Annotated in this window: 14 protein-coding genes and 1 riboswitch; of the genes, 3 read left to right on the plus strand and 11 right to left on the minus strand. The window is 33.1% G+C overall.

Annotation, left to right across the window (positions count from 1 at the left end):
* Positions 1–464 precede the first annotated feature (464 nt).
* Both abc-f and isaB read right to left on the minus strand, forming a co-directional pair.
* Positions 465–2,096: a ribosomal protection-like ABC-F family protein gene (gene abc-f, locus LQ598_RS13275; RefSeq protein ID WP_239745677.1), complete on the minus strand. Its 1,632-nt coding sequence runs from the start codon at positions 2,094–2,096 to the stop codon at positions 465–467.
* A gap of 232 nt (positions 2,097–2,328) precedes the next feature.
* Positions 2,329–2,841, minus strand: a complete 513-nt coding sequence (isaB, locus tag LQ598_RS13280) for an immunodominant staphylococcal antigen IsaB family protein (RefSeq protein ID WP_239745678.1) — start codon at positions 2,839–2,841, stop codon at positions 2,329–2,331.
* 617 nt (positions 2,842–3,458) lie between these two features.
* Between isaB and LQ598_RS13285 the strand changes: the two genes are divergently transcribed.
* Entirely contained in the window at positions 3,459–4,217 is a 759-nt protein-coding gene (locus LQ598_RS13285) for a transglycosylase family protein (protein WP_239745679.1), read from the plus strand.
* A gap of 78 nt (positions 4,218–4,295) precedes the next feature.
* Here the strand turns inward: LQ598_RS13285 and LQ598_RS13290 are convergent, their stop codons facing one another.
* The 3 genes from LQ598_RS13290 to LQ598_RS13300 all read right to left on the minus strand — a co-directional run bounded on the left by LQ598_RS13290 (position 4,296) and on the right by LQ598_RS13300 (position 7,821).
* Positions 4,296–4,856 carry an RBBP9/YdeN family alpha/beta hydrolase gene (locus tag LQ598_RS13290; protein WP_239745680.1) on the minus strand — a complete coding sequence of 187 codons (561 nt, stop codon included), beginning with the start codon at positions 4,854–4,856 and terminating at the stop codon, positions 4,296–4,298.
* 165 nt (positions 4,857–5,021) lie between these two features.
* Positions 5,022–6,404, minus strand: a complete 1,383-nt coding sequence (locus LQ598_RS13295) for an amino acid permease (RefSeq protein WP_107536526.1) — start codon at positions 6,402–6,404, stop codon at positions 5,022–5,024.
* A gap of 232 nt (positions 6,405–6,636) precedes the next feature.
* On the minus strand, positions 6,637–7,821 hold the full coding sequence (locus tag LQ598_RS13300; protein WP_239745681.1) for a CynX/NimT family MFS transporter: 1,185 nt from the start codon (positions 7,819–7,821) through the stop codon (positions 6,637–6,639).
* 115 nt (positions 7,822–7,936) lie between these two features.
* Here LQ598_RS13300 and LQ598_RS13305 point away from each other — a divergent pair, with 115 nt between their 5' ends.
* Positions 7,937–8,491: a helix-turn-helix domain-containing protein gene (locus LQ598_RS13305; RefSeq protein WP_107536528.1), complete on the plus strand. Its 555-nt coding sequence runs from the start codon at positions 7,937–7,939 to the stop codon at positions 8,489–8,491.
* Positions 8,492–8,926: 435 nt separating this feature from the next.
* Here the strand turns inward: LQ598_RS13305 and LQ598_RS13310 are convergent, their stop codons facing one another.
* Complete coding sequence (locus LQ598_RS13310) at positions 8,927–9,781, minus strand: fructosamine kinase family protein (protein WP_239745682.1); 855 nt, start codon at positions 9,779–9,781, stop codon at positions 8,927–8,929.
* A gap of 106 nt (positions 9,782–9,887) precedes the next feature.
* Positions 9,888–10,184: a winged helix-turn-helix transcriptional regulator gene (locus tag LQ598_RS13315; protein WP_239745683.1), complete on the minus strand. Its 297-nt coding sequence runs from the start codon at positions 10,182–10,184 to the stop codon at positions 9,888–9,890.
* 170 nt (positions 10,185–10,354) lie between these two features.
* Here LQ598_RS13315 and LQ598_RS13320 point away from each other — a divergent pair, with 170 nt between their 5' ends.
* Complete coding sequence (locus LQ598_RS13320; protein ID WP_239745686.1) at positions 10,355–10,930, plus strand: phosphatase PAP2 family protein; 576 nt, start codon at positions 10,355–10,357, stop codon at positions 10,928–10,930.
* An 86-nt stretch (positions 10,931–11,016) separates the two neighbouring features.
* On the opposite strand, the gene tenA is transcribed toward LQ598_RS13320, so the two are convergent.
* The 4 genes from tenA to LQ598_RS13920 all read right to left on the minus strand — a co-directional run bounded on the left by tenA (position 11,017) and on the right by LQ598_RS13920 (position 14,714).
* Entirely contained in the window at positions 11,017–11,694 is a 678-nt protein-coding gene (tenA, locus tag LQ598_RS13325) for a thiaminase II (RefSeq protein ID WP_239745687.1), read from the minus strand.
* Between the two features lie 62 nt (positions 11,695–11,756).
* A riboswitch (TPP riboswitch) is annotated at positions 11,757–11,864 on the minus strand.
* Between the two features lie 66 nt (positions 11,865–11,930).
* Positions 11,931–12,662 carry an epoxyqueuosine reductase QueH gene (locus LQ598_RS13330; RefSeq protein ID WP_239745689.1) on the minus strand — a complete coding sequence of 244 codons (732 nt, stop codon included), beginning with the start codon at positions 12,660–12,662 and terminating at the stop codon, positions 11,931–11,933.
* Positions 12,663–12,771: 109 nt separating this feature from the next.
* A complete protein-coding gene (locus tag LQ598_RS13335) occupies positions 12,772–14,382 on the minus strand; it encodes a poly(glycerol-phosphate) alpha-glucosyltransferase (protein ID WP_239745688.1) in 1,611 nt (536 codons plus the stop codon).
* 89 nt (positions 14,383–14,471) lie between these two features.
* Positions 14,472–14,714 (minus strand): LPXTG cell wall anchor domain-containing protein, encoded by a 243-nt coding sequence (locus tag LQ598_RS13920; RefSeq protein WP_345773321.1) that lies wholly within the window; start codon positions 14,712–14,714, stop codon positions 14,472–14,474.
* Positions 14,715–15,152: the final 438 nt, after the last annotated feature.

The raw sequence follows: 15,152 nt of genomic DNA on the forward strand, positions 1-15,152 counted from the left end.
CTTATCTCCTAAAAAATTCAGGAAACAAACCTTTCAAATATCATACTAAAAAAGTTCAACTTTTTGGGTTCAGTACAGTCTTGGATTAACTTCGGACTTAACTCACGACTTCAGCAATGTCTTGGATTAACTTCGGACTTAACTCACGACTTAGGCATTGTCTTGGATTAACTTCGGACTTAACTCACGACTTGAGCAATGTCTTGGATTAACTTTGGACTTAACTCACGACTTAGGCGTTTTCTTGGATTAACTCAGGACTTAACTCACGACTTAGGCGTTTTCTTGGATTAACTCAGGACTTAACTCACGACTTAGGCATTGTCTTGGATTAACTTCGGACTTAACTCACGACTGTACTGAACCCAAGTATAATATTTGAATGAAATATGTAAAAAAGACAAAAAAAACAAATCAAACGGTTTATACACGTTTGATTTGTTCACAATCTGTCCGGCGCCTTTTTAGGCGTCGGTTTTGTTTTCTTTTGTTTTTTCTATTACATAATCGTAATTACCTTCGTATTTTGTTAGCTTTTTATCTTTTAATAGATAAGTTGTATCGAATAGTTTATTCAAAAAATACCGATCATGTGAGACTGCAATGATTGTTCCATTGTAATCTATCAGTGCATCTTCTATAGTTTCTTTTGCGTCTATATCTAAATGGTTCGTTGGTTCGTCTAATACGAGCACATTAAAGTCTTGATTCACTATTTGTGCCCAACGCAACCTCATCTTCTCTCCACCACTTAGGCTGCTTATTTTGTTGAATACGTCTTCTCCATAGAACATAAATTGTGCAAGTATATGTCTTGCTTGTCCTTCTGTAACATGAACTGCTTCTCTAAATGTAGCAATTACTGATTGATCTTCAATGTCTTCAAATGTATGTTGCGATAAATAGCCTATTCTTAAATTGGATGCACGCTTAACTATTCCTTCGTCTGGCTCTATTTGATTCATCATCATTTTTAACAATGTACTTTTCCCTGTTCCATTATCTCCTATGATTGCTACATGTTCTTTTCTTCTAATGAGCAAGTCTATTTCTTCAAACAATATATCTTCATACATTTTTGAAACGCGCTCTAATTCTATAACGTCATTTGAAACGCGCTGTCCTTCTGCTAAATTTACGTTCATCTTTTTGTGTTCTAATATTGGTTTATCTAATCTCTTTATTCTATCTAATGCTTTCTCCATACTTTTTGCACGTTTGTACATTGCAGCATTTGGTGGCTTTGCCTGACTTGCCCATAATCTCAATTGTTTAATTGAGTCTTCCATTTTCTTTATCTTCTTTTGTTGTGTTTGATAAGCTTCAAATTCACGTATAATTCTCGCTTCTTTTTCTTTAACAAAATAACTATAATTCCCATGATATATATGCAATTGACCTTGATCTATTTCTGCTATTTGATTTGCTGTATCATCTAAAAAATATCGATCATGTGAAACAATGACAACTGCTCCAGAATATTGTTTTACAAAATCTGCTAACCAATCAATAGATGAAATATCTAAATGATTCGTCGGCTCATCCAACAATAATAATTTAGGTTGTTGTAATAGTATTTGAGCTAAACCGACTTTCGTTCTTTCTCCTCCAGACAATTTCCCCCACGGATGACTTAATAAGTGGTTGATTTTTAATCCGTGGCTCACGCGTCTTATTTGAGCATCTCTTTCATAACCACCACGTTCTTCAAATTGTTCTTGCAAGTGCCCATATTTTTTTAATAACTGTTCCATTTGGTCAGTTTGATTAGCCATGTCGGCTTCAATTGACTGCATTTGCTTTGATATATGATTAATTTCTTCAAACACTTCAGATAAACATTCATATACTTGTTTATCATCTTCATAAGTCGGTAATTGATTCAAATATCCAATTGATATATTCTTTTGCCAGCTTATTTGCCCCTCTGTCGGCGATTCTATGCCAGCCATCAATTTTAATAAAGTACTCTTACCTTCACCATTTCTTCCAACTAAACCTACACAATCTCCTTCATTCAAGTCATATTTGATATTTTCAAAAATGACCTCACCTGTATAAGACTTAGTTAATTTAGACATATTGATAATATTCATATTGCTTCCTCCAAAATTGGACTATAAGGAAGCTGGTGTCAGACATTCCTTATAGCTATATTTTCTTTCAAAAAAGACACACTTCACCAATTTTGGAGAAACATTTGCAAATTTGTTGCGAACGATTACTAAAAATCTGCAACTATGAGCTAAAAGAAACATCTAAAACACCTCCGTTCATTCAAGTTATATTTATTATATAGTTCGTATTATTAATTTTCAATGGTATTCATCATTCTAAATCTTCGCCGATATTCACTTCTGTGACATAATTATCGTCCATAGTAAATATAATAATATTGCCGCCAACAATGAATCTATAATTTTTTCCGTTACTAGTTTCTTCTATAGTATAATCATTTCCATATGCATTGATAATTTGTGATTGCGTTATATGTTTCTTCTTCACAGGAAACTTTACGCTAGCCGCATATTCACTTTCATGTTTATCACCAAAATAGAAAGTTTGATCATAAGATGTTCTATGCGTAAATGCTCCTCCGTCATTCGACTGGGGCTGTACTACTCTGAACCCGTTCATTGTGATATTCTTATACTCTAAAGCGTTGATGAAGGTTGAATCTAAAATAAAGCTACCATCATAGCCTGTATATCCTTTAAACTGATAATAAGGTGTTGTTGCAGCTTCGACATCATTACCGTTTTGACTAGGTATATCTATTATTCCAAAGATTGTTCCGATAGAAATACTAGTTGCAATTGTTAATTTCGCCACTTTATTCATTATCATCACTCCCTTTTAGTATAATTGTACACCTATATATTACAATAACATTACAAATATTTCAAAGATATTACGCACCACTATGATTAGTATACAGGTAGTAATAATACTGATAATTCAGTCTTTTGAAGATATATTTCTTCTTATCCCTACTCGCACTAGCTAACTCGGATTTTCTACAATTATTTTTATAGCGGTTAAATGCTTCATAATATTAAATTCCTCTTAAAAATTATAAATTCCAATTTTCTTTCTATATGATAGCGCATCGACAAATGCTATTTTTTAAAGCTGAACATTCTCTCTTAATATTGAACTTCAAAACTGTCATGAAAGCATTTCAATACTCCATTCATATTTAGACCTTTTTCCCATCCAATTGTATACAATCGGTAAATTTAAGTGTATTATTACAAAATATAACGTTGGTAATTCATTATTACAATATATCTTTCACATTGTAATCTTTTGTTATTTGACTGTAATTTACAAAGCCTCTATTTATGTTATTGTTGGTTTGTCCCATTTTTAGGGAAGAATTATTAACTAACAAAGAAATCATCATCTAAAAATAAAATATTAATAAATAAAAAAATTATTCGGAGGGTTTTAAAATTATGAAAAAAGCAATTTTATCTTCATCATTAGCAGTAGCAATCGGAGCAACAGGGGTAGCATCTACACACGTAGCAGATGCATCTGAACAAGGCGTAAATAAAGAGCAATTAGCTCAGTTAGCTCAATCAAATTCATCAGAACTTAATGCACATGCTGTCCAAGAAGGCGCATATGATATTAATTTCGCATTAGATGGTTATGAGTATAACTTCCAATCAGATGGTCAAAACTTTACGTGGGAATATCACGCAACTAATGCCGCTGACTCAGAAAGCACTCAAGCTCCTGTAGCTGAGCAACAACAACCAGTTTCTGAACAAAACGTAGCTGAACAAACACCAGCTCCAGCAGCAAATAACACTGCTAGTGAACAAGCAACTCAAGAAGCTCCACAACAAGTTGAAGCACCAAAACAAGAAACACAACAAGCTACAACTCAACAAGCTCCAAAACAAGTTGAAGCTCCAAAACAAGAAACTAAAACAGCTCAAACATCTTCAGCTTCTGAAGGTTCAAATGTAAACGTTAATGATCACTTAAAAGCTATCGCTCAACGTGAATCAGGCGGCGACTTAAAAGCTGTTAACGCATCTTCAGGTGCAGCAGGTAAATACCAATTCCTACAAACTACTTGGGATTCAGTAGCTCCTGCTCAATATAAAGGTGTATCACCTACAGAAGCTCCAGAAGCAGTACAAGATGCAGCAGCTGTTAAATTATACAACACTGCAGGCGCTTCACAATGGGTAACTGCATAATTAAATAAGCAGTACTTAAACTAAATTTTTATTCAACACACTAATCCAACGCCCACGGCAATAGCCGAGGGCGTTTTTTTATTGATTAAATATTTCATTTACATAATGGGCAACTTCTGGAAATTGAGTATAACCATCCCTATCACAAAAATGACCATCATGATTGATTGTTATAAACTTTGAATTCAACTTTCTCGATAAATTTTCGCTCAGTTCATATGGAACAACGCGATCATTTGTTGCAACAACACTTACAATATTAGGTATTTGCGCTTGAAGTTTGTCAAAATCTATATCCGTATGTTGTATGTATTCATCAATTTTATTGAGTTCAGGGATAACTTCATAAAATCCTGCAACCAATATTATCCCTTTAACGTTAATGTCACCATCATATTGAGAAAGATAATTCAGCAACGTAACAACACCTAAACTATGTGCTACAATCACATTTTCACCAGAAGATAAATCAACTTCGTTCCTTAATGTCTCATTCCAATCTTTCAAAACAGGATTCGAAGCATTCGGAAAATCTAATATTTTACTCTCAACACCTTGAAACTGTTCAGTAAGCCACTTAAACCAATGTTTATGACTATTTGCGTTATAGCCATGTGCGATATATAAATATTTGTCCATAAGTATCACCTTTCATCTAATTGTATATAGCGTTATTATACCTTAACATGCTATCAGTTTATAACGATGTTTATTCTCGTAAAGAACATGCATGAATAAGATTAAACAAAAACATCCTATCACTAGAACGTTAATCTAGTGACAGGATGTTTCATTTAATTAGGCTTAATATTCGCCTCTATCTACTTTATGATAACCTCTTAAGAAGTATATAAGTGTCATTGCTGATAGGAATACGATACCGATAATAACGGATACTCTTGTTTCTGCGTTAAATAACATACCGATAAGTACTAAAATAAAGAACCCTAATGTCAGATAGTTTGTATATGGTGCGAATGGCATTTTGAATGGATGATCTTTAATTTCTTCAGGATGTTTTTTTCTAAATTGAATGTGACTGAATAAGATCATAAACCATGGTACCATCCCTGGTAAAATAGAAGCACTATATACGTATACAAATATATTTTCAGAACCATCTATAAATAATGGTAATAAGATGTTTAAAATAACACCTATAAAGATACCAATTGAAATTGCTAATATTGCAAAGAATGGAACGCCTGTTTTCATTACTTTTTTAAATATACGAGGCATTTGTCCTTTTTGAGCTAACGTGTATACCATACGACTTGAACTAAATATCCCTGAATTACAACCAGACATTGCTGCTGTAATTACAACAAAGTTAATTAATCCTGCTGCAATTGTAATACCCACTTTTGCAAATGTTGCAACGAATGGACTACCTACATTACCTAGTTGATCCCATGGATAAACTGTTACGATAACGAATATTGCACCTATGTAGAAGATTAAAATACGCCATATAACACCGTTTACAGCTTTCTTTATGTTTTTCTGTGGATCTTTCGTTTCACCTGCTGTAATACCTATTAGTTCTACACCTTGATAGGAACCAACAACCATTGATAAAGCAAAGAAGAAGCCTACTATACCATTAGGGAAGAATCCTCCGTGTTCAGTTAAATTACCTAAACCTATAGCATTTCCGCCGTTTCCTAGTCCAAAGAATATTAAACCAAATCCTGCAACAATCATTAAAATAATTGTTACGACTTTTATCATTGCAAACCAGAATTCAAATTCACCAAAAGCTTTAACTGAAGCTAAATTGGCTGCTGCTAATGTAACGACAACTATGACACCAGGTATCCAGGTTGGTAAGTCTGGCCACCAGTATTGCATATATTGTCCGACTGCGATAACTTCACTCATACCTACTACTATCCATTGGAATATGTTACTCCAAGCAGTTACATAGCCTGCTACTGGATGTAAATAATCACTTGCATAGTTAGCAAATGAACCAGTTGTTGGATACAAGTATACTAATTCTCCCATTGCTCTCATTACTAAATACAAAAATAGCCCTGCTACTAAATAAGCAAATATAGCCGATGGTCCAGTCCATTTAATCGTACTAGATGCACCCATAAATAAACCTACACCGATTGTTCCACCAAGTGCAATCATCTGAACTTGGCGTGAGCTAAGACCCCTTTTTAAATGATTGTCTTCCATTATTTCGTGTCACTCCTTGTTTAAATTCATCAAATTTAAATGCGTCAAACTTCATGGGACAATTATACTATAAAGTGTCAGAAAATAAAGCATTCTTGGAAAGCGTTTTCCTATTTTTATTATTTTATATGTATTATGTTCACTATATTGTAATTTATTCTATAACTTTCTCTTCATTTTATAAAAAGTGATATTTCAACTTCTTAGTTAAAATACCACTTTCATAATTTATTTATTTTTGTAAAGTTTGTTCTATTGTTTTATTTCTTCCTGCTTGTGATCCAACGAGCATGATGAGTAATGATGTTATAAGTAAAATACTAAATGAAGCATTCCAGCTTTGTGTGACATCATGCAATATGCCGAAGAATAACGGTCCGATTGCTGCAAATAAGTAGCCTACCGATTGAGACATTCCTGATAATTTAGCAGCTGTATGACCACTTTCTGCTCTTAGTCCAAAGAACGTATTGACTAAGCCAAATGCTAGTCCACTTGCGATGCCTATTAATATGATACCTACAAATGCCCAGCCAGGTTGAAGCATTAACGTTAATATTCCTAGAACAAATAATAAACCTGTCACAAAAGTAATGACCACTTGATTATTCATCTTTTCAGCAAATATCGGTGTAACAAATGTAAGAGGAATAATGGCTAATTGTAGAATGGATAAATAAATACCCGCTTCATTAATGGGTGTACCGTTACTTAATAAAAATTCAGGCAACCAATTGATGAGTGAATAAAATATCATAGACTGTCCACCCATTAATAATGTGATTTGCCACGATAACGGCGATCTCCAAACATTGATATCAGTACTTGTTTGTGAAGATTTTACATGATCATGTTTTTTCAATTGAAATGACCATACAATAATACCTAATAAAGTTATCAGGCCTATTAAACTAATCGCGATACTATAGTTATACTGCTTAACTAATGGTGCAGTTATATATGAAGACAGACTACCAAATATGTTCATCACAACTGTGTAATACCCTGTCATAATACCTATGCGTAAAGGAAAATTCATTTTTATTATGCCTGGTGTTAAAACATTTCCAAATGCAATACCTACACCGATTAAAACTGTGCCTAAATAAAGCCAAGATACGCCTGTTATCGCTCTCAACATAATTCCTAAAAATATAAATATAAGCGCACCGAATACAGTACGTTCTATACCAAATCTATTACTTATTTTTGCAGCAAACAACGAAATAACTGCAAAAGAAAGTAACGGAATAATTGTAATTAAACTGACTGATGTATTAGATAAACTTAATGTATCTTTAATTGATGGTAAAGCTATTCCAACCGAAGTAATTGGTGCTCTTAGAGTTGCCCCAATTAATAAGATGCCTATAAACAGTATCCAGCTTTGTTTATTATTTCTATTAATATTATCCATCGTGTATGATACTCCTTCAATAATTTTTCTGCTATAATGTACTTAACGTTCGTTATAAAGAACACATTATATTGTACAATGCGTTCGTTATAAAGTAAATAGGAGTGTTTTATTTATGAAAGATATCCATACAATCGTCGCACATAATTTATCACAATACCGCACATCACAACAATTAAGTTTGAGCACAGTATCCAAAAGAACTGGCGTAAGTAAAACGATGCTCAACCAAATCGAGAACGGACAATCTAACCCTACAATCACAACATTATGGAAAATAGCTAATGGATTACATCTACCTATATCAGATTTAATCTCCAATAAAGATGACAATATCAATTGTGTGTCTAAAGCAGATATCGTTCCAATCTATAACGACGATCAAACAGTCATCATATATCCTTATTTCCCATTCAATATAGATAAGAACTTTGAAATGTTTAATATGGAATTAACAGGCAATGCCGAAATGATATCAGAAGGTCATCACGTAGGATCGGAAGAATATATTATCGTTCATAAAGGTGTATTAGAAATTGAAATAAATGGGCATAAACATACAATTAAACAAGATGATGCTATACATTTCGAATCAGACGTTACACATACGTATCGCAATATAAGTAATGAAGATGTTCATTTAACAGCGACTATTCAATATAATAAATAAGAAAACGACCAATGATTATTGGTCGTTTTCTTATAGGGATCGAGTCTGAATGTTGCTTGTTTACTCAGTCTTGCAACTTACAAGCGTTCTATGTTGCTTGTTTACTCAGTCTTGCAACTTACAAGCGTTCTATGTTGCTTGTTTCGTCAGTCTTGCAACTTACAAGCGTTCTATGTTGCTTGTTTGATCAGTCTTGCAACTTACAGACCTCCTATGTTGCTTGTTTACTCAGTCTTGCAACATAGAAGCATGTACTTAAAAGAACAAACGAAAAAATATAAGGAAAATGAATATTCTCGCGATTTTGTAAAGTGCTGACGCCCGGGGGAATAGTATGAGTGAGAGACTACAGGCTCGAACCATACCCCTAGGCAAGCATGCACTTTCAAAATCGCAAGATTTGTAAACATACATGCCTTCTATTTTTCTTGTTTATCAATCTAATATTTCATTCATCGTTCTATTTACACTACCTGCATACATAGAACCAAACTTCACTAAATGCACCATTAATAAATAAAGCTCATAAAATTTTATTCTTTGATCCGCGCCTTTACTTAAAGGTAATGTCTCATTATATGCATCGTAAAATTCATTCGTAAATCCTCCAAATACGCGTGTAGCACCGAGATCAAATTCTCTATCTCCATATAAAGGCGATGGATCGAATAAAGCAGGTTCTCCGTTTGATAAAAACATAAAGTTACCTGCCCATAAATCTCCATGTAAGAGTGAAGGCTTACTATTATGATTTTCTAAAGCTTTTACAATCTTTTCACGTACTTTTTCAAATAATAAAATTTCATCGTTAGACCATAATTTTCTCTGAACAATTTCATCTTTCAGTTGGTCTAACCTTTGTTCTACAAATATATTGATCCACGAGTCTTTCCATCCATTTTCAAACGTAATATCACTACCATGATATGGTAAATGGAAACCAAACTTGCCATGTGGTTCATGATGACTATGCAACTTCGCAACAAGTTTACCAAGTTCCCTTTGACTGCCGGAGCGACCTTCTTCAAGATAGCTCAATACTAAATAAGTATCATCATGAATTTGTCCGTACCCCTTAACAACAGGGGCAGTAATACCAGCCACTTCAAACGCTTCTAAACCAGCGATTTCTGCAGCATAAAATGTTTCACTTCTATTATGTTGAACGAGCAAGAAATATGGTCCATCTTTAGTTTCTACTTTATAAGCCTCGTTAACATCTCCACCACTGACGGGTATAATTTCTTTAATATTATTTATAGGTAATTGTGATTGCCAATCTTTATTCATGACTATCCCTCCTATGTTTATTGTATAAGAAATATATTATTGTTTAAAATAAGAATGCTTTTATGTCCCAAATCTTATTAATAACATCATCGACCTGCCGCTTTTTTTATATTTTCAACGCTTCGATCTGTTCAAGTACAGGTATTAATAATGCTCCTTGTTCCGTGAGCTTATAATATATATTTGGTGGCATGATCTCTTCTATTCTAACTTGTAAAAATTGATTTTCTACTAATAATTCAAGTGATTGTTTAATCATGTGTTGCTTATAATGCTCGAGTTCAGAGAGTATGATTCTTTGCTCTTGTTCTTTATTGCTCAATTTAGCCAAAACTAAAAGACCATAATTGTCTCCTAATTGTCCAAGATTATGAATGACTTTTTCTTCATTGATTGGTCGCATTACATTACCTCTTTTCATATAAAGCATCTTGAAAACTTCCTTAAACTATAACACAGCTCATAATTCTTTCATTATATTAGTTAGTTCTAAAGTCTCATTGTTTATAATGAGCTTTTTATTTAAAATTAAATTAAGCTTAAAATCATATACTCAAAGGAGTTATAAGCATCATGAAGAAAGACTCAATGCTCATTATGAGTTATGCAATTATTTTACTATTAATCATTGTATCTATTTTTACTAAATACATATACCCGATAGATCACGCTGTTTATCATTTTATTCAAAACAATACGATTGAATTTAGGTTACATAATTATTTATCTATCGTGTCTTTTATATTCTCGCCATTACATACAGTTTTTTTAATAGGCATCATATTTATAGGTTTGTATTTCTATAACAAGCAGCACTTCTTACCTTATTTAATTTTCACGATTACTGCTCTCATTACAGGAACATTGCTAAAATATATTATCCAAAGACCGAGGCCTTCAGATTTAATTGAAGGATTTAGCTTTCCAAGTTTGCACACTTTAATATTATTTGTAGCCTTATTTGTATTGCTCGCTTTATACAACACATATATCGTAAAGTGGATTTCTTCTATTTTAATCATTTCAATGATGTGTTCAAGAATTTATTTAAATGCTCATTTCTTTTCTGATACGGTAGCTAGTTTGATCATCGTTCATTTAGTGTATTTAACTGTAAATAAGATTTTGAAAAGACATCCACTTTCATAAGGAGATGTTCATATGTTGCTTGTTTCGTTAGTCTTGCAACATACAAGCATGCACGAACAAAATCGTAGATTTTACAAAACAACAACTTATTTCACTGGTACTGGCCATGTTTCAAGATTCTCAGCCATTTCCCAGAACATATATTCATAGTAGCTTGTCTTTACAATAATATCTTCTAAACGATTAAGTTCTTCTTCAGTCTTACCTTCTGCAACTGTATCCATTAATTGAATGCAGTCTTCTTTAAATGTACTAAATTCTTCAGATGCATACATATTAACCCATTCTCCATATAGCGGATGATCCTTTGCACCTTCAATTTCAGCTAACTTCAAGCCTATATAGCTATAGCTCCATGTACACGTTAAAATTGCAGCTATAACGTTCTCAATTCCACCTTGTTGGGCCAAATTTAACATATAACTCGTATAAGCTACTGTTGTTTGGGCTGGTTCTGTTTGTTCAAGCTCTTCTTCAGATATATTAAATTGTTTAGCATAACGACGATGTAAATCCATTTCTGTATGCAACGTACCGTTTGCTAGATCTGCATAAGTCGTCATCATCTTTAAATCTGTTGATTTAGCAGCCCCAATGGAAAATAGTCTCGCATATTCAATCAAATACACGTAATCTTGTTTCAGCCAATGTTTAAATTTCTCTTCATCAAGCGTCCCATCACCTAGCCCTTGAATAAACGGATGTTTCATATAAGATTCCCATATTGGTTCAACTCTTTTAAATACGCTATCTGTAAATTTCATTTTTATCCTCCTTTTTTATATAAAAAAACACTATTTTCAATAAGAAAATAGCGTCAACTTAAACTAAAGATACGCCACTTTCCTACGCCAGTATAAGCTGGATCAGGTTCAAGGAATTTTAAAGTCACACTTTAATCTCAGCCATTTAAAAGGCACTTCCAGTGGTTTATTGCTTATTATATTTAATTTTCACTCACCAACAACATATCGGTTTTAAGATTCATTTGCAAACAAAATTATAAACAACTCTTACTACATGATTCTAAATAAGCTTTAGCATTTTGATTAACTTCTTTAAAATCAATACCTTGTTTAATCGCTGCAAACACACAACCACAGTAACACTGTCTATAAATTTCATATTCATTACACATCTTTATAGATCTTTCATAACCTTTATTCTTCTTAAAATCACTTGGTAAATAATAGACATGAAAAATATCTTGCACTTCCATCCCCAATTCATTAATCAATTGTGCATTTTTCTTAGGAGACAATGTTAAAGCACTGGCAAAGTAATCATATCCAAGATTCGCAGCAGCTTCGGCTACAAGTTCTAAACGCATTTCAAAACAAGCCGTACATCTCAATCCGCCTTCATTCTCTTCAGCTAAACCTTTGCCTTTAACCATCTTCATAAATTTATGAGGTTCATAAGGCGCTTCAATATATTTCACGTTCGTATTCATCCGTTCATTAAAACGCTCAACAAAATCTTCTTGAACCTTCGCTCGTCTTTCATACTCACGCTTAGGATGAATATTAGGGTTCGCAAAATATATGGCCACATCCGCATATTGCGTTAAAAGCTCTAACGTATATGTGCTACAAGGTGCACAACAACTATGAATTAAAATGCTCGGTCGCTTATCACTACGTTGCCATTCATTAATCATCTTACGCATCACTTTGTCATAATTAATCTTTTGATTTTTCATTTTAGCAATAATACTATTCGCAAAAATCACGTTCATTACCATTCCTTTTTAACCAAATATTGTTATTTTTACAATATTTTATACCATTAAAAAGATGATAGCAATATCATAGTGAAACAGCTATTTGAGTCGGTTAATATCATTTAAACACCTTCTGATATTGTACATAGCCTGATAAATAATGTTCTATATCATCAATGCGCACTCTATATCCGTGGTGTTTGATAAAGAACGCATTCAGTATTCTTGCAGGATTTTTGAAATACATTGCCACTTCTGGATAGAAGTAACCTGTTCTTTGATAATCAGCACGTGCATGAATCGTGTTAATGAATTTATCTTCATCTAAAAGTTCCTTAACTAATCTTTCATGACCTGTTGATTTTGCTTTTTCGACTAAATGATATGTCGCCATTAACATTTCTAAAAATGTCGGGAAAGTTGTCTCCCTTTGTTGTATATAATCTAAATAACTAGAAACATTTTGAATGCCAAATTTATAATACTTTTCTTGTGGATCTATTTGTACAAGCTCATTTGTACAATAGCCTAGCCAATGATCATGATACTTCCAATAATCTTTTTTAATAAATCTTTCGAATAGATTTTTAACAAGATTTAACCAGTTGTCATCGTTATCGATTTGATAAAGTCTTAATAACGCTAAAGCTGCTTCTCCATCATAATAAATAATTCTATAATCTTCTTTCACAGTTAAATCAGGATAGTTTAACACATGAATCGTTTTTGCATTTTCATTGATCATCGTTGCAATACCACGAGCAACCTTTTGAGCTGCTTCTAAATATGCTTTCTTCTCTGGGTTGAATTTCAAATACTCACATACTGCAAAGATAAAAGCGGCATTTTGACCCAATTTTATTTCATTTATATTTTTCGTATCATCGAATATGTGACCTACACCATCAACTTCATATAAATAATTGTTCATTAAGTAGTCAATTGCCTTTTCTGCAACTGTAATGTCTTCTTCTAAATAAGCTAACCCTTCAATCAAAGCGTAAGTAGATGAAGAGTGTCTTAAGTTATTATAAAATGCAATGTTCTTGTCAAAATGAGGGAAATAGCCATACTGATATTTACCACTTTCATTCATTTCTCCCTTTAAAAAATGCGCGCTATTCTTGATCAAAGTATCGATTTCACTATTTAAATCACTCACTTCTCGAAGTCCTTTAGTATATCCACGTTCATCTAGAACATGGACACTCGTATCTTCAATAAAATACCCCTTTGTATAAAATTTCAGAACTTGTTGACCTTCATACTGTTGATGAGAATAACGTTCCTTAATTCCTTTATACTTTTTTAAATAGTTATTAATATTATCTTCTGATAGAATAAATGACTTTTTATCTTTCGAAGGTCTAACAAAAGCATTTGCGTTAATCTCCTCAGATAAGAAAGCGTACTTCCAAGTGTTATCTAAAGATATACCATAATCCACATAGTTTCTTCTCGTACTAATCAAATCATCTTTAAGTGTATCAAAATCTACCTCTAGCACTTCTGTAACAAAATCAATCTTAACCCATTCAGCACGCTTACCAGATTTCTTTCGAAACTCTTGAGTCCATTTCAAAATATTTCTTTTAAGATTATTTTGTGACCTTAATACTTTAACGATCGCCTTTTGATTTTTGTTACCAATACTTACGAAAGAAACATTATGTTTAGGATATGACTTATGCATTTCAAGAATTCTATCTATGTCTTCACTTAAATTCATATTAATCCCCCAGCCTCTTTATTGCTTATATTATAGCAATAAAGTGGCTAAACCTATAAAGGTTTAGCCACTTTAAAATTCATTATTCCTTATTCTTTATCACTAGATTTTCTTCTTCTACCAAGCAAGAATATCGAGCCAATACCTGCTAATAATGTAGCAAGTAAAGTACTGTCATTAGTCTTCACTTCTCCAGTATCTGGAAGATTATCATCAGTTTTCTTATCTGATTTATCAACATCAGATGTTTGTTCTGATGAAACTTGTTCAGTATTAACTTCTGTATTAGATGTCGTACTTACATTAGTTAATCCAATTTCATTATTTACAATCGTATTTTCATTGCTAGTGTTTAACTCACTTTGTGGACCTTCAACACCATTTGAAGGATCTTCACTTGAGCCATTATTTCCTTCTTGATCAGCATCAGAGCTTAAACCGCTGTCGGAATCTGAGTCACTGTCTGAATCAGAGTCGCTGTCTGAGTCTGAGTCACTGTCGGAATCTGAGTCACTGTCTGAATCTGAGTCGCTGTCTGAATCAGAATCGCTGTCTGAATCAGAGTCACTATCTGAGTCTGAATCGCTATCGGAATCAGAGTCGCTGTCTGAGTCTGAGTCGCTATCGGAATCTGAGTCACTGTCTGAGTCAGAATCGCTGTCTGAGTCTGAGTCACTGTCGGAATCAGAATCGCTGTCTGAGTCTGAGTCGCTGTCGGACTCTGAGTAGCTATATGAATCAGAGTCTCAGTAAGAATCATAAAAACTATA

The organism is Mammaliicoccus sp. F-M27, assembly GCF_022387115.1.
Lineage (GTDB): Bacteria > Bacillota > Bacilli > Staphylococcales > Staphylococcaceae > Mammaliicoccus > Mammaliicoccus vitulinus.

Coding starts and splice junctions, on each gene's coding strand:
- abc-f (WP_239745677.1), bottom strand. CDS start 2,096: ATGAATATTATCAATATGTCTAAATTAACTAAGTCTTATACAGGTGAG.
- isaB (WP_239745678.1), bottom strand. CDS start 2,841: ATGAATAAAGTGGCGAAATTAACAATTGCAACTAGTATTTCTATCGGA.
- LQ598_RS13285 (WP_239745679.1), top strand. CDS start 3,459: ATGAAAAAAGCAATTTTATCTTCATCATTAGCAGTAGCAATCGGAGCA.
- LQ598_RS13290 (WP_239745680.1), bottom strand. CDS start 4,856: ATGGACAAATATTTATATATCGCACATGGCTATAACGCAAATAGTCAT.
- LQ598_RS13295 (WP_107536526.1), bottom strand. CDS start 6,404: ATGGAAGACAATCATTTAAAAAGGGGTCTTAGCTCACGCCAAGTTCAG.
- LQ598_RS13300 (WP_239745681.1), bottom strand. CDS start 7,821: ATGGATAATATTAATAGAAATAATAAACAAAGCTGGATACTGTTTATA.
- LQ598_RS13305 (WP_107536528.1), top strand. CDS start 7,937: ATGAAAGATATCCATACAATCGTCGCACATAATTTATCACAATACCGC.
- LQ598_RS13310 (WP_239745682.1), bottom strand. CDS start 9,781: ATGAATAAAGATTGGCAATCACAATTACCTATAAATAATATTAAAGAA.
- LQ598_RS13315 (WP_239745683.1), bottom strand. CDS start 10,184: ATGCGACCAATCAATGAAGAAAAAGTCATTCATAATCTTGGACAATTA.
- LQ598_RS13320 (WP_239745686.1), top strand. CDS start 10,355: ATGAAGAAAGACTCAATGCTCATTATGAGTTATGCAATTATTTTACTA.
- tenA (WP_239745687.1), bottom strand. CDS start 11,694: ATGAAATTTACAGATAGCGTATTTAAAAGAGTTGAACCAATATGGGAA.
- LQ598_RS13335 (WP_239745688.1), bottom strand. CDS start 14,382: ATGAATTTAAGTGAAGACATAGATAGAATTCTTGAAATGCATAAGTCA.